The organism is Sphingobacterium sp. G1-14 (assembly GCF_002196555.1).
Taxonomy (GTDB): domain Bacteria; phylum Bacteroidota; class Bacteroidia; order Sphingobacteriales; family Sphingobacteriaceae; genus Sphingobacterium; species Sphingobacterium siyangense.
Window position 1 is genome coordinate 2892250 of the sequence record NZ_CP021381.1, and the last position, 24179, is coordinate 2916428.

The 24179-nt window shown below is 39.5% G+C and carries 22 protein-coding genes and 2 tRNA genes; 10 read left to right on the forward strand and 14 right to left on the reverse strand.

The genetic code is table 11. The features are described 5' to 3' along the window. The first annotated feature begins 31 nt into the window (after positions 1–31). Positions 32–844: a glycoside hydrolase family 3 C-terminal domain-containing protein gene (locus CBM24_RS27735; protein WP_232475797.1), complete on the forward strand. Its 813-nt coding sequence runs from the start codon at positions 32–34 to the stop codon at positions 842–844. Positions 845–1213: 369 nt separating this feature from the next. Here CBM24_RS27735 and CBM24_RS12015 read toward each other — a convergent pair. Next, positions 1214–1287: transfer RNA gene (locus tag CBM24_RS12015), tRNA-Arg, on the reverse strand. A 185-nt stretch (positions 1288–1472) separates the two neighbouring features. Between CBM24_RS12015 and CBM24_RS12020 the strand changes: the two genes are divergently transcribed. The 3 genes from CBM24_RS12020 to CBM24_RS12030 all read left to right on the forward strand — a co-directional run bounded on the left by CBM24_RS12020 (position 1473) and on the right by CBM24_RS12030 (position 3746). After that, positions 1473–1991 carry a YceI family protein gene (locus CBM24_RS12020; RefSeq protein WP_088161416.1) on the forward strand — a complete coding sequence of 173 codons (519 nt, stop codon included), beginning with the start codon at positions 1473–1475 and terminating at the stop codon, positions 1989–1991. Between the two features lie 55 nt (positions 1992–2046). Further along, a tRNA-Ser gene (locus CBM24_RS12025) sits at positions 2047–2134 on the forward strand. A gap of 232 nt (positions 2135–2366) precedes the next feature. Then, complete coding sequence (locus CBM24_RS12030) at positions 2367–3746, forward strand: site-specific integrase (RefSeq protein WP_088161417.1); 1380 nt, start codon at positions 2367–2369, stop codon at positions 3744–3746. A gap of 72 nt (positions 3747–3818) precedes the next feature. Here CBM24_RS12030 and CBM24_RS12035 read toward each other — a convergent pair whose 3' ends face one another. From CBM24_RS12035 to CBM24_RS12060, 6 genes are all read right to left on the reverse strand, one after another. Beyond that, positions 3819–6878: an efflux RND transporter permease subunit gene (locus CBM24_RS12035; RefSeq protein WP_088161418.1), complete on the reverse strand. Its 3060-nt coding sequence runs from the start codon at positions 6876–6878 to the stop codon at positions 3819–3821. A gap of 11 nt (positions 6879–6889) precedes the next feature. Continuing rightward, positions 6890–7936: an efflux RND transporter periplasmic adaptor subunit gene (locus CBM24_RS12040; RefSeq protein ID WP_088161419.1), complete on the reverse strand. Its 1047-nt coding sequence runs from the start codon at positions 7934–7936 to the stop codon at positions 6890–6892. Positions 7937–7942: 6 nt separating this feature from the next. Beyond that, the gene (locus CBM24_RS12045; RefSeq protein WP_088161420.1) at positions 7943–9304 is read right to left on the reverse strand and encodes a TolC family protein; all 1362 of its coding nucleotides are present in this window, start codon (positions 9302–9304) and stop codon (positions 7943–7945) included. Between the two features lie 45 nt (positions 9305–9349). Next, positions 9350–9958, reverse strand: a complete 609-nt coding sequence (locus CBM24_RS12050; protein WP_088161421.1) for a TetR/AcrR family transcriptional regulator — start codon at positions 9956–9958, stop codon at positions 9350–9352. A 44-nt stretch (positions 9959–10002) separates the two neighbouring features. Further along, a complete protein-coding gene (locus CBM24_RS12055) occupies positions 10003–10767 on the reverse strand; it encodes an SDR family NAD(P)-dependent oxidoreductase (RefSeq protein WP_088161422.1) in 765 nt (254 codons plus the stop codon). 139 nt (positions 10768–10906) lie between these two features. After that, the gene (locus CBM24_RS12060; protein WP_088161423.1) at positions 10907–11254 is read right to left on the reverse strand and encodes a winged helix-turn-helix transcriptional regulator; all 348 of its coding nucleotides are present in this window, start codon (positions 11252–11254) and stop codon (positions 10907–10909) included. Positions 11255–11533: 279 nt separating this feature from the next. Here CBM24_RS12060 and CBM24_RS12065 point away from each other — a divergent pair, with 279 nt between their 5' ends. Then, on the forward strand, positions 11534–12295 hold the full coding sequence (locus tag CBM24_RS12065) for an NADPH-dependent F420 reductase (protein ID WP_088161424.1): 762 nt from the start codon (positions 11534–11536) through the stop codon (positions 12293–12295). 84 nt (positions 12296–12379) lie between these two features. Here the strand turns inward: CBM24_RS12065 and CBM24_RS12070 are convergent, their stop codons facing one another. Beyond that, the gene (locus tag CBM24_RS12070; protein ID WP_088161425.1) at positions 12380–12763 is read right to left on the reverse strand and encodes a hypothetical protein; all 384 of its coding nucleotides are present in this window, start codon (positions 12761–12763) and stop codon (positions 12380–12382) included. 25 nt (positions 12764–12788) lie between these two features. Next, positions 12789–13367 (reverse strand): TetR/AcrR family transcriptional regulator, encoded by a 579-nt coding sequence (locus CBM24_RS12075; RefSeq protein ID WP_088161426.1) that lies wholly within the window; start codon positions 13365–13367, stop codon positions 12789–12791. 742 nt (positions 13368–14109) lie between these two features. On the opposite strand from CBM24_RS12075, the gene CBM24_RS12080 reads away from it, so the two are divergent. From CBM24_RS12080 to CBM24_RS12090, 3 genes are all read left to right on the forward strand, one after another. After that, positions 14110–14604 (forward strand): hypothetical protein, encoded by a 495-nt coding sequence (locus tag CBM24_RS12080; RefSeq protein ID WP_088161427.1) that lies wholly within the window; start codon positions 14110–14112, stop codon positions 14602–14604. Positions 14605–14735: 131 nt separating this feature from the next. Beyond that, the gene (locus tag CBM24_RS12085; protein WP_088161428.1) at positions 14736–15038 is read left to right on the forward strand and encodes an MGMT family protein; all 303 of its coding nucleotides are present in this window, start codon (positions 14736–14738) and stop codon (positions 15036–15038) included. A gap of 9 nt (positions 15039–15047) precedes the next feature. After that, entirely contained in the window at positions 15048–15575 is a 528-nt protein-coding gene (locus CBM24_RS12090) for a DUF1697 domain-containing protein (protein WP_088161429.1), read from the forward strand. A gap of 101 nt (positions 15576–15676) precedes the next feature. Here CBM24_RS12090 and mgrA read toward each other — a convergent pair whose 3' ends face one another. Next, positions 15677–16708: an L-glyceraldehyde 3-phosphate reductase gene (gene mgrA, locus CBM24_RS12095; RefSeq protein ID WP_088161430.1), complete on the reverse strand. Its 1032-nt coding sequence runs from the start codon at positions 16706–16708 to the stop codon at positions 15677–15679. 219 nt (positions 16709–16927) lie between these two features. On the opposite strand from mgrA, the gene CBM24_RS12100 reads away from it, so the two are divergent. After that, entirely contained in the window at positions 16928–17569 is a 642-nt protein-coding gene (locus tag CBM24_RS12100) for a peptidylprolyl isomerase (protein ID WP_088161431.1), read from the forward strand. A 52-nt stretch (positions 17570–17621) separates the two neighbouring features. Here the strand turns inward: CBM24_RS12100 and CBM24_RS12105 are convergent, their stop codons facing one another. The 4 genes from CBM24_RS12105 to CBM24_RS12120 form a co-directional block, all read right to left on the reverse strand. After that, a complete protein-coding gene (locus tag CBM24_RS12105) occupies positions 17622–18257 on the reverse strand; it encodes an HdeD family acid-resistance protein (protein WP_075992464.1) in 636 nt (211 codons plus the stop codon). A 99-nt stretch (positions 18258–18356) separates the two neighbouring features. Further along, the gene (locus tag CBM24_RS12110) at positions 18357–19697 is read right to left on the reverse strand and encodes a TolC family protein (protein ID WP_088161432.1); all 1341 of its coding nucleotides are present in this window, start codon (positions 19695–19697) and stop codon (positions 18357–18359) included. A gap of 84 nt (positions 19698–19781) precedes the next feature. Beyond that, a complete protein-coding gene (locus tag CBM24_RS12115) occupies positions 19782–20630 on the reverse strand; it encodes a helix-turn-helix domain-containing protein (RefSeq protein WP_075992465.1) in 849 nt (282 codons plus the stop codon). Between the two features lie 179 nt (positions 20631–20809). Next, a complete protein-coding gene (locus CBM24_RS12120) occupies positions 20810–21649 on the reverse strand; it encodes an aldo/keto reductase (protein ID WP_075992466.1) in 840 nt (279 codons plus the stop codon). 273 nt (positions 21650–21922) lie between these two features. Here CBM24_RS12120 and CBM24_RS12125 point away from each other — a divergent pair, with 273 nt between their 5' ends. Beyond that, positions 21923–24142, forward strand: coding sequence for an NADP-dependent isocitrate dehydrogenase (locus CBM24_RS12125; RefSeq protein ID WP_075992467.1), 2220 nt, complete (start codon positions 21923–21925; stop codon positions 24140–24142). The last annotated feature ends 37 nt before the right edge of the window (positions 24143–24179 follow it).

A 24179-nucleotide genomic window follows, 5' to 3' on the forward strand; every position in this document is an offset into this window, starting at 1 on the left:
AAGTCGTGTCACTGTCGGAAATCCGCTCTATATGAAGGAGGGCTACGACGCACAGGTAAAGTCCGTTGTTTTACTAAAGAATAGTAATCAGCAATTGCCTATTCGTGGACGGAAGAAAGTTTATGTTCCGAAGATGTATAAGGCAGCAATGAAAGATTGGTGGGGAAACTATACACAGGCGCGATTGGAATACCCCGTTAACATCGATCTCTTGCGGAAATATGCTGATGTAACCGATAACCCCAATGAAGCTGATCTTGCAGTCGTGTTTGTACAGAGCCCGATCAGTGTCGAAGGTGGGTATAGTGAAAGGGATCGCAAGAATGGTGGAAATGGATATGTTCCCATTTCCTTGCAATATGGCACTTATACAGCCTCAAACGCAAGAGCGGAGAGCATTGCTGCGGGTGATCCAGTAATCGATCCGTCGATTAAGAATAGATCTTATAAGAATAAAATGGTGACTGCTGCTAATGTGATGGATCTTCAGACGATATTGGATACGAAGGATATGATGAAAGATAAACCAATTCTGGTTGCTGTAACTGCCAACAAGCCGATGGTATTTGCCGAGTTTGAAAAGGAAGTCTCTGGTATTGTCTTGAATTTTGGTGTATCGACACAGGCTGTATTGGATGTTATGTTTGGAAAGTATGAACCATCTGGTCTTTTACCGGTTCAAATGCCAGCGAATATGGCTACAGTAGAGAAGCAAGCAGAGGATGTGCCCTTTGATATGGAGGTATATGTTGATCAAGCCGGACATGCTTACGATTTTGGTTATGGTTTGAACTGGTCGGGTGCAATTAAAGATGAGCGCGTACGCGAGTTTGTTAAGAAATAGGTTTAATCCATAAATACCATGTAAGTCACCATCATAGTTTCAGTTCATTTAGATGGTCCCGGGGTCAATCAGCGCCAGATAATCAGAAATTACTTTTGATAAGGTCGAAGCATTTGCTCGGCCTTATCTATTTTTATTATTTAGGTTATTATTAACCTAAATAATAACCATATGAATGTTATTTTAATTGTCATACTTGCCTTCGTTGCTTTTCTTCTATATAGTCAATTTAAAAGTGAGAAACCTTAGCTTATTTTCATCTTCAAGCTCGACTGCCATATCGATGAGATTTTAATGAATCTTAACTTTTGAAACCATATAGTGTATAAAAAGAAAAGCCCCTTTGTGTTGAACAAAGGGGCTTTTAAGTACGCCAATCAGGATTCGAACCTGAGACCGTCGGTTTAGAAAACCGATGCTCTATCCAGCTGAGCTATTGGCGCGTCGCTTTCGGTAATGCAAAAGTAGACATTTGTGTTATATTTCCAAAATATCGCCAACTTTTTTTTGTGGTTTTTCAATAACTGATTGCTTTTCAACAAGATTATTTTATTGATCTAGGTCAAACAAAATGAATAAAACTGCTGTTACCTTTGTGTTATTAAACAAATAGAAAAAACATAAAATTATGGCACAAGGAAAATGGGAACTAGACGCTGCACATAGCGAGATAGAATTCAAAGTAAAACACATGATGATTACGAACGTTAAAGGAAACTTTGACAGTTTTAAAATAGATGTTGACGCCGATGGCGAAGATTTTAAAAATGCGCTTGCCAAAGTGGTTATCAATACGGCATCTATCAATACGCGTAATGAACAACGGGATGGACATCTAAAAAGTCCAGACTTTTTTGATGTGGAAAAATATCCCACCATTACTTTTGAGGCAACGAGTTTAGAAAATGAACAAATTAAGGGAAATTTGACTATTCGTGATGTCACTAGACCGGTCGTTTTTGATTTAGAATTTGCAGGTATCCAAAAAGATCCGTGGGGAAATACCAAAGCTGGTTTTATAGTAGAGGGCAAAATCAAACGTTCAGAATTTGGCCTTAATTGGAATGCAGCATTGGAAACAGGAGGGGTAATGGTGAGCGACGATGTAAAATTTAGTGCTGATATTCAGTTTATAAAAGCTCAATAAGCACAATATATAAAATAAAATTTGGTAGGAGAGTGGAAATTCGTACTTTTGTCGCGGAGAGTTGGCAGAGTGGTCGAATGCGGCGGTCTTGAAAACCGTTAACTGTCACAGGTTCGGGGGTTCGAATCCCTCACTCTCCGCCAGGTGCAAATTTTAAAATTTTTAAAAAGCACTAAAAAATAGATAAATCCTGCAAAATCAATGATTTGCAGGATTTTTTTGTTTATGGGAATTGCTGAAATTTTCAAAAATACTCATAATTTTTGTGGCACATTCGTGGCACATTGAGTTTCTGCAAAAATGTGCCACAAAATGCCACATTGACAACTGAAAAAATCTTTGGTTCGACATTTATAACCCTTAAAAAGTTTAATTATGTTAGAACAAAGTTATGGGCTAACCTTCTTTCTAAAGAGCCCAAGAGAAAAAAGCCGAGCTATCCGCCTTGTCTATGTTCGAATTACGGTGGATGGAATTACAAAAGAATGTTCCACAAAACGACAGTGGGATGTTACAAGATGGAACCAAAAGGAAGAAAAAGCTATAGGTACCAAGGAGGATGCTAAAGAGCTCAATTTCTTTTTAGATTCATTTAGGACCAAGATTAACAGCTATCGGACAGAACTGCTGAATAATGATAAGCTTATTACGGCTGTTGATCTTATCGATTTTGTGAATGGTAAGTACAAACGTCATAACTCCGTATTAGAAGAATTTCTGGAACATAATGATGAGATAGCTGCTTTAGTTAAAACTGGAGAGTATTCTGATGGAACACGTGAAAGATATGTTACTGCCCGTTCTCATGTTGCAGAATTTATCCAATATAAATACGGGCGGGAAGATCTTTCTTTCTCTGCATTGAACTATGAATTTGTGAAAAATTATGAATTATACTTAAAAACTATCAGAAAGTGTTCGAACAATACTTCATTGAAATATATCAGTAATTTCAAAAAGATAGTACTCCGGGCAGTTGCAAAAGAAATTATCCCTAAAGATCCATTTAAGCTATTTACAAGTAGGAAAACTAAGGTGAAAAAGAAACCTTTGACTAAAGCTGAGTTACAGCGCATTGAAGATAAAGTATTCTTATCTAATAGATTGAGTGTTGTTAGAGATATTTTCGTTTTTCAATGCTATACAGGTTTATCATATATTGATGCTTTTCAATTAAAATGGAATGACATCAAAGAAGGTGATGATGGCAGTATGTGGATTATGTCCAGTAGACAAAAATCAAAATCTGGGACTGATATCCCATTATTGCCAAAAGCTCTTGAGATAATTGCAAAGTATAACAATGATCCGGGCTGTATAAAAAGAGATTCAGTTCTTCCTGGTCGTTCAAATCAAAAAATGAACGAATATTTAAAAGAAATAGCTGACTTGTGTGGAATCTCCGAAACACTAAATACACACAAAGCGCGAAGAACATTTGCAAGTACTATCACTCTAAATAATGGCGTTTCAATCCACATTGTAAAGGAAATGCTTGGTCATTATTCCGTTCAACAGACTGAAGAATATGCAATTACGGAACAAGAAGCTATTGGCCGTGAAATGAAAGAATTACAAACAAGATTGAAGACTAAAGAAAGTGCTCCTAAAATGGACCTGGAATTCATGTTATTTGAACTTCAAAAGGAACTTGAAGCACTTAAGAATTCGAAACTTGAGATAAGTAATGAAGCTATATTTAAGAGGTTTGACCAGTTGGATAATGATATAAAACAGCTGACTTCTAAAGTGTAATTCTTTAAAAAGAAAAGAGGCTATTTTTTTTTGATAGCCTCTTTGTTGATAAATCTTAAATATTTCAATATCCTATAGTTTTTCTTCTATTTCTATCTCAGGCGGAATCAATTTATACATCACCGGAGTAACAATTCTGGAAAGAATGGTTGAACTAATAAGTCCTCCAATGAGCACGATTGCTAGTGGTGCAATCTGGGGGTTGGGATTCATGGCGATTGGGATCAGTCCGCAGATAGCAGTGATGGAGGTCAATACTACAGGAAGGAAACGTGTTTCACCTGCGATATGTATAGCGATATCCAGACTATGGCCCTTGGCTCTCAGCTGGTTGGTAAAATCAACTAACAGTAACGAATTCTTGACCTGTATACCAGAAAGGCCAATAAAACCGATAATAGAAACCAATGACATCGGATTGCCTGTAAGCAATAGGAATATCACTCCACCCAGAACACCCAGCGGGATAATAGATAGAACGATTATAATACCCTTGAAGGTCTTAAATTGTAACAGCAACACCGCCACAAAAAGGAATCCACTCAGTATGATCACCGAAAGAAAATTTCCGCCCAGGGCATCGCCTTCGGATTCAGCCTCCCCCGAAAGCTTGTAATAGTATCCTTTTGGGAACTTTAGCTTCTCCAGCTGCGGAACTATATCCTTGAGAATGTCATTGGCCAGCACATGGTCTTTAGTAAGCGATGTTACCTTGGCAAAGCGTGATTTGTTAAAGTGGTTTATTGCGGTCGGGGAAGATTCAAATCCAATGCTGGCAATCTGGCTGACCTGTATCGGTGCTCCGTGCAGGTTGTTCACATATAAATTTTTCAGTGCATCAAGATTGGAGAACTTGTCCCTTGGAACGGTAATCACCACATTTCTTGAATCTCCACGGTCATCAATATAGTCGCCAACGTTAAGCCCTGCTACGGCAAGCCTGATCACCTTGTCCACGTCACTGGTCATCACACCGAGCGTTCGAGCCTTTTGCTTGTCTATAGTGATCTTTACATCAGATTTATAGGCGTTAAGCTCGTTGTTGATAAAAAATGTGCCCGGATGCTTGCGCAAAAGTTCCTCTACCTTGAACGATAGTGCGCGCAGGGTGTCCTGATCCTCACCGAAGACCCTGACCACAATGTTAGCCTCAATTGGAGTTCCCTGCTCAAAATCCTTAACTTCAATTTTGGCATACGGAAAATCCTTAAACTTACTGCGTAATTTCTTGATCAGTGCCGTCTTTTCAATTGGGCTTGCCTCTTCCTGCATTTGGACAAATATCTGGGCGAAATCCGGCTTAATATCCTGCTGGTGTACATTATAGTAGATCTGTGGATTGCCTTTTCCTACGTTGGAGGTATAATACAGGATCTCTTCATGGGATTTCAGTTCTTTTTCTACTAATCTCGCAACACGGTCACTTTCCGGAATATCGGCCTGCAGGGGCATCTTTATATTGACAAGGAACATGGGCTTCTCCGAAGTCGGGAACAGTTTGAACCCGGCAAGCGGGAACAGTGCAAATGCCAGTCCGCTAAGTACGATGGATATGGCCACCGTCACTTTAGGCCACTGAAGAGCTTTCTTCATAATTCCTTTGTAGGAAAAGGTCAGGAACTGCTGTAGCTTTCTTAGGAAGTAATTTCCTTCGCCATGGTCATGTGTTTTCAATATCTTGCTTCCGATAAAGGGAACAAGTGTCAGGGCCACGATCATGGAGGCAAGCACACTGGTTATGATAGCTACTGGCAGACTGCGGATGAATTCTCCCGCCATATCCGGTAAAAATGCCAATGGAAGAAAGGCGATAATCAATGTTGCTGTACAGCCAACCACGGCAATACCGATCTGTTTGGTTCCCTTTAGTACGGCGTCTTTTATGGAATGTCCTTCCCTGAGCCATCTTTCAATATTTTCCACCACCACTATACTATCATCCACCAGTAGCCCCAAAGCCACCACCAGACCGACAATGCTCAACTGGTTCAGCGAAAATCCCATCATGTTCATGGCGATCAGTCCCAGCGCAAGGGAAAGGGGGATTGATATCATAACGATCACCGAAGCTCTGAAACCAAGTGGAAGCAGCGTAATGACCACCAAAAGAATGGCCAGTCCAAAGTCAAAGCCCAGGTGGCCTAATCGTTTCGCCACCATATCTGCCTGATCAAAATTCTTGACCATTTTGATATTTTCCGGCAACGTTTCACTGAACTCGTCAAGTACGGGCGTGTATTCCTTTTTAACCTTACTGATATCAACGTCATCCTTCATTGCAGCGTTGATGAGGATGCAACGATGCCCGTTGATTCTCGTGATATGGTTGACAGTCCCGTCCTTATAGCTTACTTCGGCAACATCCTTTAGGTAAACGATCTTCCCATTGGCGTTATAGATCACTGTGTTGGCTACATCATCTACATTTTTGAACTTTCCGCTGGTCTTTACATTGAAGACCTTATCATCCAGATTGATACTTCCCCCCGGTATATCTGCAGCCTCGCTTTGCAGGCTGCCCATTACAAGGTTCAACGGGATCTTTAACTGGGCAAGTTTATCCAGCTGCATATCGATCCTGATCTCCTGTTCGGGCATACCGGAGTATTTCACTTCACGCAGGTCGGTGATCTTTTCCAGTTTAGATTTCAAAATGTCGGCCTGGTCACGCAATTGCTTGGCGGATGCCGTATTCGATATCAGTGCTGCCTGTATGATCTTTACATCACCCGAAGAGATCTTTTCGGTCTTGATCTGGTAGATATCCTTGGGGAGTTCACCGTTCTTCAGGGCATTGATCTCCGTGGATACCTCTTGGTATTTGTTGTCCACATCCACCCCGTATTTAAACTTGATCTGTATGGCCGCCACCCCGTCTTCGATCGTGGTCAGTATTTTGTCGATGTTCTCCAGTCCATAGATCTTATTTTCGATGGGTTTGACCACTTGTTCTTCCATATCCTTGGGGCTGGTGCCCGGATAGATCACCGTTACCAGATACTGTGGCGGGTTGGTGGTCGGGTCCTCCGACCGTGGCATGGTAAACAGAGTCAGCAGGCCTACCACTGCGACCAGGACAAATATGATCAGTGTAAACTGGTAGTTCTTAACTGCAAAATTTGTTATCTTCATTGTAGTGCCGTTTACTTGATTATTTTAATAATGGATTGTTCATTGAGGAAGGCACTGTTGGAAACCACGATCTGAACGATCCCTTCAAGCCTATCACGAAGGTAAACCCGCTTATTTTCAAATCTCAGGATATGTACAGGAATCTTTTTGACCTTATCACTGCCAACCGTTGTATAGATGAAGCCTTTGTCCCCGTCTGCTTCGACCAGCGAACTGTAGGGGATAATAACAGCGTTTCCATCACTGTCAGTCGCGATCTCGGCTTTGCCGAACATACCAACGGGCGGGGTTACCTTATCTAGCTTTAACCTGAGCTCAACCTGGAAGGAGCCGATTTCCCTGTCGGCTGAACGGAGCTTTTTACTCACGGTGGCATCAAACTGCTGACCGATATAGCCGTCAAGGCTGACCTTTGCGGACTGTCCCACATTGATGGCCGACCATTCAAGATCCGTGACACCGACCTTTAGGATGTAACTACCGTTGGCGACTGTGGAATTGGTAAGCAGTACAGGCATCCCGCCGGCAACCACTTCACCTTCGCTGGCTATTTTTTTGGTTACAAAGCCGTCAGAGGCGGCATATATTTTGGCATATCGCTCATTGAATGCCACTGCTTCCTTTGATTTACGTGCAAGATCAAGTGCAGTTCTTGTGTTCTGTAATTGTTCAAGGGTAAAAACGCTATCTCTATAAAGATTTATTGCCCTGTCATAGTCCCGTTGCGCCTTGGCAACACCAAGGTCGGACTGGGCAAGACCTGCTGCTATTTCTGTCACATTGAGCGTAGCAAGTACCTGTCCTTTACGAAAGAACTGTCCTTCTTCCACAAACACACGGCTGATCACCCCGCCGATCTTGAAGGCATAATTGGCTTCATTTTCGGTACTGACCAGACCGCTGGCGTGTATGGTGCCCGGAACTGTATAAGAGGATAGGGGGGCTGTCTTTACCGCAATCACGTCAGGTTCGCCCAATGGATTTTTTTGTTTTGGATGATCTCCACAGGAATAGATCAGAAATGTGGAAGCTATTGCTACGATATTTATTTTTTTCATGTTTATTTATTTAATAGTAAAACTGGCGTTGGCACGTTCGATCGCTGTGAAGGCAATCCATGTATCGAAGAGGGCAATATTGGCCTGTAACTGTGAATCGACCCATTGGTTCTGCGCATCAAGAAGTTCAATGTAGATTGCCATTCCTTCCCTGTAAAGTTTGGATAGGTCGTTGTAATAGGTCTGGCTTGTATTCAGCTGGCTACGGGCAGATTCGTACTGTGCTACAGCACTCTGCATATTGGTCTGACGTACCTTGAGTTCGGTAAGTAATTGCTGTTCGACATATCCTGTTTGTGACTCGATGGCATGCTGTTCTGCGACTGTCTGCTTGATGCGGTTGCTATTTCTTCCAAAGGAAAACAGGTTCCATTCCAGAGATACCCCCAATAAATAATAACGGCTCTGCTTGTTGAACTTCCAGTCAAAGGCCTGCGAACCCATGTCCAAACTGGCTCCGATCTTCGGTATTAAATAGGATTTTGCAAGACCATTAAGGTCCTCATTAATGCCTTTGGCAATTTTAAGTTTGGAGAGTTCCTCACGGCTGTCAACATTTTCCATCAATGAAAGGTCTCTCTCAGGTAAAGTTGTTATTTCGTCAACTTCAATGCTATCCGATAATGGACGGTTTAGCAGGAAATTAAAATAAAACTGCGCCGATTCTTTTGTCTTTTTTGCAGAAACTATCGAGGCATCAATTTTAGAAACTTCATTTTTACTGCGGATTACTGCTGTCCGGTTGATCTTCCCATTTTCTAAAAGCTTTTTATTGACACGCTCACCTTCGAGAACTAAACTCCGATAGGACTGATAGATCTTTTCAGCATTTACAGCCTTTAAATAATTATAATAAGCTGTTTTGATCTCTTTTACCAATTCACGCTTGTAGAGCTGAACTTCCGTTTTTTGTAGATCGACCTGTTTCAATTTGATCTTTCTGTTATAATTTAATTCTGCATTCAGAATAGGCTGGGTGACCCGAAACTTGGCGTCATAGAAATTATCGGGATTGAGCTGTTCACTACGGTTTTGAAGCTGGGGGAACGCACCGGTTCCAGTAAGCTGATTAAGGGTGGAGTAGACATTGTTTAGCATATCGCCGACTGGAATATCTATGGTACGACCACCATCTGCTTTGGTATAGGTTGTTAAAAAGCTAACGTTTGGTAAGAACATGCTCTTTGCTTCTCCAAGTGCATAAATATTCTTCTCCAGCAAGAAATTTTGCTGGTGAATGCTCTGATTCGATTCGATGCCCTGTCGGATGTAGTCTTCCAGCCGACTTTGCGCATTCACTACTTGTGTAGTTAAGATGGTGTAAGGAAAATAACACCAAAATAGAATTTTAATATATTTTTTGACCATTGTAATGAATTTAAACAGTGTTCAATTTATAGGTAAAAAAAAGGACTATCCTTTTTCTAATAATGCCACAAAGCATTCATATCCATACTTCATGAGTTCTTCATTGGTTTTATTTTGAAAACTCGTGGTACGGTCTTTACAGAAGAGTGCACAGATACCATGCATCGATGAAAGGATCATAAATGAAAAGTATTCCACATCCATTGATTTAAATCTGCCCTGTGTCTGACATTCTTTTACCAATGATAAAAGGTGATTGATTGCTTCTTGTGCAATCTGGAAACCTCCTTCATGGGATTTTTTTTCGGGTTCATCTGCAATAAACATCAGATTATAGTAATCCTTATTATCCTGAGCAAATTGGATAAATGCTCTTCCAACAGCTTTTAGGCGCTCAAATGGATCTTTAACATGATCTAGTACCTTTAACTGTGAAAGCAAAAGCCTGAAGCCTTCCTTATGAAGTTCATGAAAAATCTCACTTTTATCCTTAAAATGAAAATAAATTGTGCCCGGACTATAATTGATCTCACTTGCAATATTTCTCATACTGGTATTTTCATATCCTTTTTCAAGAAATATCATGCGTGCTGCATCCAAAATACGCTTGCGCATTTCCTGTTTCTCTTCCTGTTTTCTTTCAGCTATACCCATGTTTGATCAATATGAATCGTTAAAAATTATTGTTCGGAATCCTTCTATGAATGGGGAATTCCGGGACTTATTTTACCCATAATATTAACTGCGGCTTTCCTGCTGAGTAATCTGAAACCAAAAAGCATCATTCTGTTTTTAAGTCCCTGAACAATTCTTGGTTTGCTTCGATTATTTAGTGCATTTGTTAGTTCCTCAGCCACTTGTGCTACCGAAGAGACCACAAATTTAGGAAATGCACTGGTTTCCTTTCCAGCATTGTGATGAAAATCCGAGTCCGCAGCCCCTGGATGGAAGCCTGCCACAAATATACCCTTATTTTTAAATTCGAACCAGAGTGATTCCGAAAAGTTGGCTACAAAACTTTTTGTTGCGGCATATACAGCACCTCCGGGCAATGAAGAATGGGCGAGGAGTGAACCTATGTTGATCAGCGCATCACCAGATCTTGCATTCTTCAAATAAGCATATGAAAGTGTTACCACAGCTTCCATGTTCAGTGTCATCGTACTTAACTGGTCTTCCAGTGGTATTTCAACAAATTGACCATAAGTTCCGGTACCTGCATTATTGATCAGGACATCGTACCGATTATTAGTTATATGGTTACTGAGTTGTAATATATCCGCTTTTTTCGTCAAATCTAAAGAAATCACCTGATGACGGTCTTTACCTAAAGATTCTTGCAGAGAAATAAGTTTCTCCTTATTACGTGCTACCAAGGTCAGGTTATAACCCTGAGCGGCCAGTTTCCTGGCTACCTCAAGACCAATGCCACCACTAGCACCAGTAATTAATGCTTTTTTCATTTTATAAAAGTTTTAAATTAATGACATCGCAAAGTTATTGAACACTGTTCAATAAAGCAAGAAGTTTCTTTTAAAATATTTTTTACCTGATTAAAATGCCTGTTAGAAGGAGAGGCCCTAGAGAAGAGTAAAAGCTGGTTTAGCGCTCGGTAACTTTCTTTTTGTGTTTTACGCCCCAATCCCGGAGGGCATATATGATAGGTGTTAAAGTATCCGCGTAGGGTTCAAGTTGGTAAGAGATCTTAATGGGATAATCTTCAATAATAATCCGTTTAATCAGCTTATGCTGCTCAAGATCCTTAAGTTCCTTTGCCAGAACTTTAGGTGTAATGCCGGGTATACTCTCCTGAATATCGGTAAAACGGTCATTTCCCACACCAATTGAAATGATAATTGGAAGTTTCCATTTTCCGTTAATAACATCAAGGGTATCACGAACTGGTTTTACTGTATCCAGACAATCACAATGCATTTTTTTATGTGCCATAGCTTTATTGTAATACTAAACTTAATTTATTTGATTGAGTTTTTAAGGTATTCTCAATACAAAGATATGAAATATTACTATCCTTTGGGAAAGTGCTATCTTTTAGAAAGTAATTAAGATTTATCTTTGTCCAAGAATATTAAGCATGTTATTCAATTAAATAATGGCTGAAACAAATCATTTGAAGTTGCAGATTAATACGTACTTCTGAAAGCTGCTACTTTGAAATTGGCCATCCTTAAATGAAATGATTTCAAAAAATTTAAAAAGTATATTTATATGAAAATAGGAATAATAGGTACCGGCGCAATAGGTGGTACCATTGCAAAAAAAATGGTAACGGCCGGACATGATGTTAAAGTAACCAATACAGAAGATGCCGATAAATTGAAGGCACGAGCAATAGATCTTGGTACAAAACCGTCACGTATTGAGGATGTGGTAAAAGATGTTGATCTTGTCATTTTATCTGTACCCACTGTAGCAATTCTAAGTTTGCCCAAAGATCTTTTTTCCAATGTTTCAGATGAAGTGATCATTGTTGATACTTCAAATTATTATCCGTTCCGTGATGGAGAAATAGACGAGCTAAAAGATGGAAAAGTGGAAAGCGTTTGGGTATCAGAACAAATCGGGCGCCCTGTCATTAAGGCTTTCAATAATTTATTGGCGGAAACATTGAACAATGGTGGAAAGGAAGAAGGAGCAAATAATAGGATTGCAATGGCAATAGCTGGGGATAATGTAGAGCATAAAAAAATTATAGCTTCTTTAGCTGGCCAAGCAGGATATGATACAGTAGATACCGGAGCTTTATCAGAATCCTGGAGACACCAGCCGGGTACGCCTGCTTATTGTACTGAGCTTGATGCAAAAGATTTGAAAGTGGCTCTTTTAGATGCAGACAAAGAGAAGGCTGCTGAAATCAGAGACTTTGTGATCAGTCAATTTATGGGGGCTGATGGTGCGCCAACTTCACATCAGGGAGTAGTAGACTTTAACCGATCACAATTTCCAAAGAATTCCAGAACTGCTGTTTAAATATAAAAGGTTCATAATGGTCGTATTTTCAATTGAAGATACGACCATTTTTTGTTTCTAAAAAGCATGAAACATAAGATTAGTTTATTTTATCCACTTTTGTATAGTTTCATTTGCTTCATGAATGGCAATGACTTTTTCCTGAGCTGCAATGATAGCTGTCAAGTGCGTAATAGTTTCTTTTTTTTGTTCGATCACACCTGCTTGTTCGATCATGCTTTCATCAAAGATTTCTTTGATGATACTATGTTCACGATAATAAAGGAAGAGATTAGTCTGAAGTAGCTTTGAAAAATTAATGAGCGTCTCAAAGTCCAAAGACGAACTTTCATAGATATCTTCCAGCATTGATTCATTAATGTTTAAAGATTCTAATATTTTATCCTTATTTATTATTTTTTCGAGGATAAGAGTTTTAATAATTTTTCCAATATGTGGAAGCTTTGTCTTGGTTTCGAAGTTTTTCATAACTATTATCAATGATTAGCCCAAACTATTTATCTTTTGTATCATACCCTTTATTTAAAAGATTCTCTATAATTGATTGCTTAATTCTCTCAAAGCTTTCAGGACCTTTACCGAGCCGTGATAAAATTGGCATCATGGCCAAAATGTTCAATATTTCAATCGATTTATTCTTGGGGTTTTGTTCACTCAGAAACTGATTTTCTTTCATTCCTTCTTCTAAAACAGAAGCAAGCCATGCAGATAGAAAGTCATAAAACTTTCTTACCTCGACTTTGACATTATGATCAATATCATTCATGTCGGACGAAATAGAAACAATTGGACACATTTTGCCTTTATTGGCTAAGTCTATATAAAAATCGATCAGTATAGAGAGCTTTTCTATGGGTAGCTTTTTAGAAATTGATTCAAATAATGCTGTCTGCGTACTTTGCGAGTAGCGAATAATTTCAACAATAAGATCTGGTTTCGTAGGAAAATAGTAATGGATGGAGGAGGTTTTAATACCGATATCCTTTGCAATGTCATGAAAACTAAAGGCATTAAAACCATTATTTGATAGCATATTGGCAGCAGTATCTATTATTCTTTCTTTTGTATTCATATCTATCTACTAGTAGGTAGATGAATGTACGATTTTTACAATTAATAATAGTAAAAATCAACTCTTTTTTTATTTAATCTATTCATGAAAAACAACCATTATAAACAAAATCGTGGACTCCTATTATTTATATTAACAGCTATTTCTATTTTATTTTCAAGTGATTAAATGATAAAACAACGAGCATTTACGTATATTCATCGAATGAATTTAAATAGTTGTTAATTATTAATTAACTAAATCTAGCTCTATTTTCCCTCATTTTTGGTCGCTTTGTGCGGCCTTCACGCATGCTTATAGTACCTTTAAAGCGCATTTTGCTTTATACATGAACAGTGCTTTATCTGTGCTTAGCATGTTCTTTATCCCTACTGGGGTTGTGAAGCTTCCGTTTTTTTCCTCGAAAAGGCACTAAAAGAAAAGTGAATATTAACCTATAGTTATAGAAAAACACTTGTTTTTTTGCCCTGTATCAATGTGTTTTGATAGGAAACGGAATGAACAACTTTTTGTTAGGGAATAAAATTTCCAGTCACGAGTGAGTATGGTATTACGAGGAACAGCCTTCGAGCTGATCCAAGGCAACTGATCGGTTTGATATGTAACGAATACAGAGATTGGGAGCACGAAATCCCAATAACTTATGTAAATTAGGCAAGCAGCAAAGAGCGTTGTCTGTTAACAACACAAAACGCTTTTTTTTGTTTAATTATTTACTTATTAGCGTTTAAAGGCATAAAATATGGGCGGAAAATTGATTTTACAGCTCTCGCTTTTGGTCGTACAGCTATTCTTATGGCAAAGCTGTACGCATAACTCACATCGGGTGACAGCAGAAAATAATAAAAATGAGATTACTGCAGTGTCAATTTATACGGTTGGCGGATTTACAGTAACACCTTCAAAAGGTTATACGATGAAGATAACACGAGATAGTGTTTATTGTCTGTTTTCTGCAATTGATACAGCACAGAGTACGATAAAATCATACGGCAATACGGAAGACAAATGGAACTCGCTATTGGATAAAATTGATTTGGAAAAATTTATTGCCGCTAAAGAGGAGGAATCGCGTCAGCCATACGATGGAATAGATATAAAAATAAGCATTGCAACAAAAAAGGGGCAATATGTAAAACTGAATGCTGATGATAACCCTAGCTGGAGTCGTGTATATAGACAATTGGAAGAATCTTTTCCCCCTCAATCATATGGAAACAAAAAATTAGACAAGTGAATCAATTAAAGACAGTAATAACTTATAGTAGCTTTTGTAACTTAGGTTGCTCTTCTCTTTTTGCTATTAGAATAGCAAAGGAATGGCACTCTTTGATGTAAATATATCGAGCTATTAAAATGTGAACCGAAATGGATGAGCAATTCAAACAACAAGTATATGAGGTTGCAAAGCTGATTCCCAAAGGTCGAGTAACGACTTATGGAGCCATAGCAAAAGCTTTAGGTTTTCCTAACCACTCAAGGCACGTTGGGAAAGCGATGGGAGGATGTCCGAAAGATGTTCCTGCCCATCGTGTTATATCAAGTAGCGGTACACTTGCGGTGCCTGGATTTCAAGAACGGCTTGAAGCTGAGGGGCTTGTTGTGAATAATTTACGGATCAAGGATTTTAGGAAGTTGTTTTGGAATCCGATGGACGAATTAATCGATTAATTTAATAACATGAAATACTGTGCTTTTCTACGCGGCGTCAATGTGAAGGGAACCAACATGAAGATGGCGGATGTCTGTCAGGTTTTTAAGGACGGCGGTGTAACTGACGTTACTTCAGTACTGGCTTCTGGAAATATTGTTTTTTCGTCGGACAAAGCGGCCGACCCGCTCAAGCGGCTATTGGAGGAGTCCATGTCGGCATATTTTTCTTATGAAGCTTTTTTATTCATCCGGTCGCAGGAAGAGGTGGAATTGCTGCAGGCAAACATTCCGTTTGAAATGCATACGGACTTCCATGTATATGCTTTTGTAGGGACAGAAGGTGTCGAAACCATACTGATGGATGAATTCAGCAATTCGACGCAGGTGACAGGGGAGAAGGCTGAAATTGTCAATGCGGTCTTTTATTGGCGTGTGCCCAAGGGAAATACTTTAGATTCCAGTTTTGGAAAGGTATTAGGAAAAAAGAATCTTAAAGATAAGATGACAAGCCGGAATATCAACACCTTTGAAAAGATATTGAAAAAAATGGGTTAATCAACGGAAAGAGCCCGGATAGTGCCGGGCTCTTTTTTGTTTTATAGAATTCAACCGGGCGCAAAGCGGTTCCCCGGATGAAAACTTCTATGGCATTAATCTTAATCGATCTCAGCCGATTTAGCCCAGATATTAATATGGCCATCTTTTGCATAAAGATCAATTTCGTGAATTTCCTCCGGACTAAACGACAGATTTTTCAGTGCACCAACGCAATCAACAACCTGTTGTGGTCTTGACGCACCAATTAGTGCCGATGTAACTTGCTTCTTACGTAATACCCAGGCAATCGCCATCTGTGCGAGCGACTGTCCTCTACGCTGTGCAATTGCATGTAAAGCCTGGATGTTCTTTTGATTTTCTTCGTTTAGGAATTTCGTCTGAAGTGATTTGGATTGCGAAGCGCGACTATTCTCTGGGATATGCTGTAAATATTTATCGGTGAGCATGCCCTGTGCCAGGGGAGAGAATACGATAGAACCAATGCCTATCTCATCCAAGGTGTCAAGCAAGCCATCGGTTTCTACCCATCTGTTTAACATGGAATAGCTGGGCTGGTGAATAATAAAAGGTGTACCCAATGATTTTAGGATCGCATAGGCCTCTTTTGTGCGTTGCGAGTTATAGGATGAAATACCGACATAAAGTGCTTTTCCGCTGCGGACTAGCTGATCCAGTGCCAACATGGTCTCCTCCAAGGGGGTATTGGGGTCGAAACGATGTGAATAGAAAATATCGACGTATTCGATACCCAGACGCTTGAGTGATTGCTCGCAGCTTGATATCAGGTATTTACGGCTTCCCCATTCTCCATAAGGCCCATTCCACATGTGATATCCTGCTTTTGATGAAATAATCATTTCATCGCGGAGGCCGTAAAATTGTTCTTTTAATATTTGTCCGAAGGCCTTTTCGGCGCTCCCAGCAGGTGGACCGTAATTGTTTGCGAGGTCAAAATGGGTAATTCCCAAGTCAAACGCGGTTGTGCAAATATCAACTTTGGTTTGATGGGGCGTGTCGTCACCGAAATTATGCCACATTCCCAATGAGATGGCAGGCAATAGAAGACCGGATTGACCACAACGATTATAGATCATATCTTGATATCGGTCTGGATTTGCTGTATACTGCATAGTCTTGAATAGTTTTAATCCAAACTAAGATAAATTTATGCTTATTTGCAAGTTTTAACTAGACACTTTATATGTAATTTTTTAGTGAAGGGCAACTTTCGAAAGGATCTTATGCAGATGTCCTTCAAGCGTATTTGGAAAACTGCAGGGGAATGTCTTTTATAAATCGAAATTTAATGTATTTTTATATGAAATCTAAGAAACTGATTAATTCGTACTATGAGGAAAATTCTGACCATCCTATGCGTTATTTTTATTGTATTGGGGAATTGTTATGCACAATCAAAACATTTGCTTTTCAAGACTGATTTTGGCGATTTTAAAGTTGTACTTTATGACTATACGCCCAATCATCGCGATTTGATGTTGCGATCTATTCGGGATACTGTGTATCAGGGAGCATTGTTTAATCGCATTATTGAAAATTTTGTTGTGCAGGGCGGAGAGCATGATATTGATATTGAAAAACGTGAGGCAGCAGATCCCCTTCATAAAAAACCACGATTGGCAGCAGAGTTCGATGACCGGGCTTTTCATAAAATGGGTGCTCTGGGGGCAGGACGGGATGGAAATCCCGCGAAGGCATCTTTTTTGAATCAGATCTATTTCGTGGTTGGAAAGAAAATCACGGCAGCAGAGCTTGATAGTCTGGAATTAAAGAAAGGCATAAAATATACTGCAGCACAACGTAAGGAGTACTTAGCTCGCGGAGGACAGCCAAGACTCGATCATGATTTTACCGTTTTTGGTGAAATTTATGAAGGCTTTGATGTGATCATGAAAATAAGTCGTGTAAAAACAGATAAGCAAGATTATCCACTTCATAAAGTGCCTTTTAAGATTGTTGAAATAAGTAAATAACCTTGACCACCGAATTAATATTGATAAAAAAAAGGGCTTAATTGCCCTTTTTCTATTTACGATGTTGATCAAATTCTTCTTTAAGCTTCTGATAACGCTCTTTCCACTCGTCTGGTAGCTTTTTCGGGATATCTTTGAGACTTTTCAGCTGAAATGCAAATACACAGGCTGCAAAACCAACCGTACTAATAGCCATTCCTGTCCAGATCACTAGGGAGAAACCGGCAAATAGTGGATTCCAAAGCAAGATAAAGCTGAAAATAATGCCTAAAATGGCAAATAACAAATTCCAACCCCAAGATTTACTACCGTAATTTTTGAGATCAAAGGAAAAGGACAGCAGCTGGAAGGATTTAAAAAGTGCATAAAAACCCACGATAAATGCCAAGGTGCTCGCTGATAACAGCGGATTGGCAATCAGCAATATGCCGAATAGGGTATAGAGGATGCCCCCGGTGAGGTACCAGCCCCAACCATCCACTTCATCTTTATTCTGCACGGCAAAAATGATTTCCAAAATACCGGAAATAATAAATGACCATGAAAATAGAATTGCTAATGTGAGAAATGCAGCAACAGGTGTGGAAATGGTATAGAAACCCAAAAGAATTAATAGAATACCAATAATCAATGGGATATACCAGTGCTTGATGGATGTCCGGATCGTTTTAAAAAATGAATTTGCCATAATAATGAGTTAAAATATTGCAGATAAAAAAGCCCCATTAATTTCTTAACGAGGCCTTACATATATAAAACTGATTAAATTAGGCAAAAGGAAAATGTACTAGATCTTTCCAGTCTCTTTTAAAAGTTTGTAATATGCATACACGATATTGATTTCAGCATTTGTGTATTTCAATTCCGCTTCAAGTTTTGAGTTTGATGCATCCATGATATCGACGATCAACGCCAATTGGTTCAAATACTTTTTCTCAATAATACGATAGTTCTCATCTGCAAGCGCTTTATTGTACTCCAAAGTCTTGCGTTGTGAGTAGGCCTCATTGTATTTAATGTATGCAGTATTAACAGCTACACTGGTTTTTTGTTTCAGAGCGCTTGCGTATTTCTCGTTTTTTTCAATTTGTAGATCATTTAGCTTAAGCTTTTTTCCAGTGGTGTAGACTGATGAAATCGTATAGCTTAACGAGATACCCGTATTCCAGGTATTCATGTATTTGTCGATCACCGGCATCACATTGGTGATGGGTTTCACAAGACTGTTTCCCGCGAATACGCTAAGGGCAGGGGATCGTTCTGATTTTGTAATCGCCTTTTCTGTCTGTAGAAGCTCGGTCTCTTTGGCCGCAAGTTGAAGGCCCGGGCTGGACACATAAGCATCTTGTTTCAAGCTCGCGAGGTCTGCCAGCTGAAACCTGCTATCTAATAGTTTATCATCCGGCTCAATTACTGTGCCCTCCTGTAGTCCTAAAGCGACGATAAGCTCGTCATTCAGGATTTTCCGATTGTTTTGAATGACCTCTTTCGCTAGTTCCAATTCAGATATTTGCAATTGGTTTCGGATGACATCATTTTTGGTGATCATGCCCTGTTTATATAATTTTTCCGTCAGGTCTAGCCTTTTGTGGGCAAGCTCAATATTTTGATTATAGACAGCTTCTTGATTTTTCAGTTTGAATAGATCAAGGTAATAGCCTAAAACCAAAATTTTAATGTTCTGTTCTTCATTCTTATGATCTAATTCAGCCAGCTCCTCACCCAAGGTAGAGGCTTTGATGCTATTTTTTACCACACCTCCTTTCCAGATAAGTTCTTTCGCCTCCAAAGCATAATTATTGCCGAAATGAGGTAGAGGTACCTTTTCCGACCCCGAGAGGTCTTTGTCGATCAACTCAGCATTGCCGAGGTAAAAGGCAGATGCCGAAGCGCTGATTTCGGGAAGCCTTCTTAATTTTGCAACTTCAGTTTTTTGTTGGGCGATACTAACAGCTGATGCCGAAACGATAAGATTTGGGTGGTTATGGATAGCAAGTTCGAACAGTTTTTCAATTGTTATTTTCCGGCTGTTTATGCTGTCTTGACCGTATGTTTGATTGCAAAAGAATGTAAAGAAGCATAACGTCAAGTAAAAACCTATTTTTCGGGCTCTTGACTTCGTATTCATGGTATTTAACTTTGTTTATATATGTGATACAAAGTTACGATGCCTTGGGGGGACAAGAAATGTTTGATTCCTGCTTTATGATGTTCAATTGGTAACAAGATTGGCTTGCTGTTCACGAAATAGCTTGGGTGTTATGCCGACATGTTTTTTGAAAAACTTGCTAAAAGCATATTGATCTGAAAAATTAAATTCTTGTGAGATCTGATTGATTGTTTTGGTAGAAATGGTGAGCTGCGCTCTAGCTTCTGTGACTAGCCAGTTGCTAATAATTTCAGAGGGCGATTCTTTTGTAATCTCCTTGACGCTGATCGACAGGTACTTGATGGAAATATTGAGGCGGTCGGCGTAGAATGCTAGATCGCGCTGTTCTTTGTAGTGATCGGCTATAAGCTGTAAAAAATGCACGGTAATTTCTTCCTTTCTTTTGTTGTGTGTCTTTCCGGAGCTTTCGCCGGCAGTATAGATCACATCGGCCAAAAGGTAAATAATCGCCATAAAAATATTGATATTGGCTTTTTGGAGAAAATCCTTCTTCGGATCGATCGGTTTTTTACGGTTGTTATGTAAAGTGCATAACAATGTCCAGATCGCTTCAAAATCGTTGGAGGCAGGAGTAAAGGGTGTTGAGCGATTGGCATTGATTAACCGATACGCATCGTATCGACTGATCGACAATCGTATTCGGTTGGAAAAATTCCGGTCATAATGGAGTATTTTAAAAACAGCATCGTTACTAATTGCTGTAAAGCTGTAGTACTTATTGTATCCGATAAAGAGGATATTGCCAGCTTGGAGATCGGTAGGCGTACCATTACTATTGACCTGAATAGAGCCTCTACAAAGCAGGATACAAGTCGTCCATAAGGGGTGATAGTAGTAGTCTTCTCCCTGTGCAGGAAGTTCTGATTGATCTATAAGTTCTATTTCATTCATTTTTTCAATAAAAAAGTAAAGAATAGCGTAGTCAACTTTACTGCTATAATAGCAAAAAATTGTTATATACTGTTTAGCAAAAAGGGGCAATCAGTTTCTTTTGTGCTAGAAGCTCTGCAATATAGGATTGATTTATGGAGCAGCCTTAGAGCGACTCCATAAATTTTGTATTACCGCCCTTAAAAAGCGACTTTTTTAGGGTCTGATCCGGAAAAACCCATTTGAGGGAGTTCGAGGATAGTTTTGATATTGCTTGCTGTCAGCTCAAAATCGTCGATAGCTAAATTTCGTTTTATATTATCGGGATTGGTTGATTTTGGCAACGGCAAGATGCCCTGAGATAAGGCAAATTTGATACAGAGTTGTCCAACACTTGTATTCTTTTCCTTGGCCAGTGCAATGAGTGTTTCATCCTGCAATATTCTGCCCGAACCCAGGGGTGACCAAGCCTGAACAAGGATGTCATTGGATTTGCAGAGCGCCACGGTATCTTTCTGAAGATAACCCGGATGAAATTCAATTTGGTTCACAGCAGGTACGATTGTCGCTGACTCCAATAATTTGGCGAGATAGTCTTTTGGAAAATTACTCACACCGATAGCTCTTATTTTCCCCTGTTGATACAGATGCTCAAAAGCTCGCCAGGTGTCCGCGTTGATGTCAGACCAGTTTGCAAACTGTGTTTCGTTGGCTGGCCAGTGAATCAGGTAAAGATCGAGATAGTCCAATTGTAGATCGCTGAGCGATTGTTCAAATGCAGCAATTGTCTTATCGTATCCACGTTCGGTGTTCCAGAGTTTTGTTGTAATAAACAGTGAATTACGATCTATACCACTGTCTTTTATAGCCTTTCCGACACTCTTTTCGTTTCCATATATAGCTGCGGTGTCAATATGTGTGTATCCAGCGGCAAGAGCTTCTTTAACTGCCTGATAAGCTTCTTCGCCCTCGGGAATTTGCCAAGTTCCAAATCCAATTGCCGGAATTTCAACTCCATTGTTCAATTTGAATGTTTTCATTGTCAGTTGTGTTTTTTAATTTGAGCTAAAATAGGATTTCGCCTGTAGTATCCCGTCACTGAAATGTCAAGAGGAATACTTTTGGGTGGAGGTGAAGCGACTTATTCTGTATTGCCAAAATATATTTATTTTCACAATTTTATTGTCAAAAGGGGTGCAATTCCTCGTTAATTATGGCATTAATTCTTATCTTTAGGCGAATTTTTGAGAAATTCAGATTTTTCAATGATTTCACATAGCATTAAAAATTAAACATATTTCTAATAGATTACTATGTCAAACAAATCAAAAATTGTTTGGACAAAAACAGATGAAGCTCCTTTATTAGCGACTTATTCGTTTTTGCCTATCGTTCAAGCGATTACAGCTACAGCTGGTATCGATGTTGAATTGAGAGATATCTCTTTAGCAGGCCGTATTCTTGCTAGCTTTCCAGAATTTTTAAAAGAAGATCAAAAAATTGCTGATGCATTGGCTGAGTTAGGTCAGTTGGCAACAACTCCTGAAGCAAACATCATTAAATTACCGAATATCTCCGCATCAATTCCGCAGTTAAAAGGTGCTATCGCTGAATTACAGCAAGCAGGATACGCTGTTCCGAACTATCCTGATGAAGCGACTACAGATGAAGAAAAGTCAGCCAAAGCTAAGTATGCAAAGGTATTGGGTTCTGCTGTAAATCCTGTATTACGTGAAGGAAACTCAGATCGTCGTGCACCTAAAGCGGTTAAGAATTATGCAAAAGCAAATCCACATAAAATGGGTGCTTGGGCGAAAGATTCCAAAACAAAGGTGTCATCCATGACTTCAGGTGATTTCTACGGTTCAGAACAGTCTGTAACCGTTGAAAATGAAGGCCAATTCAAAATTGAGTTTGTTGATGAGCAAGGTGCAGTAACAGAATTAAAAGGACTTTCTGCATTGAAAGCGGGTGAAGTTATTGATTCTTCAACGTTGAGCTTAACTGCATTGAAAGCTTTTGTAGCTGATGCTATCGCTGAAGCGAAAGCCGCAGGAGTATTGTTGTCTGCACATTTAAAGGCAACAATGATGAAAGTTTCTGATCCGATTATATTTGGTGCTGTTGTTGAAACTTATTTTGCAGATGTTTTTGCGCAATATGGCGATTTGTTCAAAGAGCTGGGTATCAATAAAAATAACGGTTTAGGCGAGGTTTATGCTAAAATCGCAGGTCATGGAAAAGAGGCTGAAGTGAAAGCTGCTATCGACGCTGCTATCGCAAATGGTCCTGCTTTAGCGATGGTAAATTCGGATAAAGGCATTACAAATTTCCACGTGCCTTCTGATGTAATTATTGACGCTTCTATGCCAGCAATGATCCGTATCGGTGGTAAGATGTGGAATAAAGACGGTCAAGAAGAAGATACGATTGCTATGGTTCCTGATCGTTGTTACGCTGGCGTTTACGAAGCGACAATTGAAGACTGTAAAGAACACGGTGCTCTAGATCCAAAAACAATGGGCTCTGTGCCAAACGTAGGTTTGATGGCGCAAAAAGCTGAGGAATACGGATCCCATGATAAAACTTTTCAAGCTGCAGGAAACGGAGTTATTCGCGTTGTTGATGCGGAAGGAAATGTTTTCATGGAGCAAAAAGTAGAGACAGGAGATATTTTCCGTATGTGTCAAACGAAAGATGCACCGATTCAAGACTGGGTGAAATTGGCTGTAAATCGTGCCCGTTTATCTGAGACACCTGCTGTATTCTGGTTGGATAAAAACCGTGCACATGATAGAGAAATCATCAAAAAAGTAGAAAAATACTTGCCAAACTTTGATACAACTGGTCTGGATATTCGTATTTTATCTCCGATTGATGCAACGAAATTCTCTTTGGAGCGTATTCGTAAAGGCGAAGATACTATTTCCGTGACTGGTAACGTATTACGTGATTATTTGACGGATTTATTCCCGATCTTAGAAGTGGGTACATCAGCTAAGATGTTGTCGATTGTTCCATTGATGAATGGCGGTGGTTTATTTGAAACAGGTGCTGGTGGTTCAGCTCCGAAACACGTAGAACAATTCCTTCAAGAAGGTTACTTGCGTTGGGATTCATTAGGTGAATTCTTGGCACTTGGTGCTTCTTTGGAACACTTGTCTCAAACACAAAATAATCCAAAAGCGCTGGTATTGGCGGAGACATTGGATGAGGCAACGGAGAAATTCTTGGCTAATGACAAATCTCCGGCACGTAGAGTTGGTCAGATCGATAACCGTGGGTCGCATTTCTACTTGACATTATACTGGGCGCAGGCTTTGGCAGCGCAAACAAAAGATGCTGAATTAGCTGAGAAATTTGCGACCGTTGCAAATGTGTTAACAGAAAATGAAGCGAAAATCAATGCAGAATTGATCGCGGCTCAGGGCCATGCACAAAACATCGGTGGTTATTATTTCCCGAATGATGAATTGGCAGCTAAGGCAATGCGCCCATCTGAAACATTGAATAATGCAATTTCCAGCATTTAAGCGGTAATTGCTTTCATAACAAAGAAGCCCAGTTCGA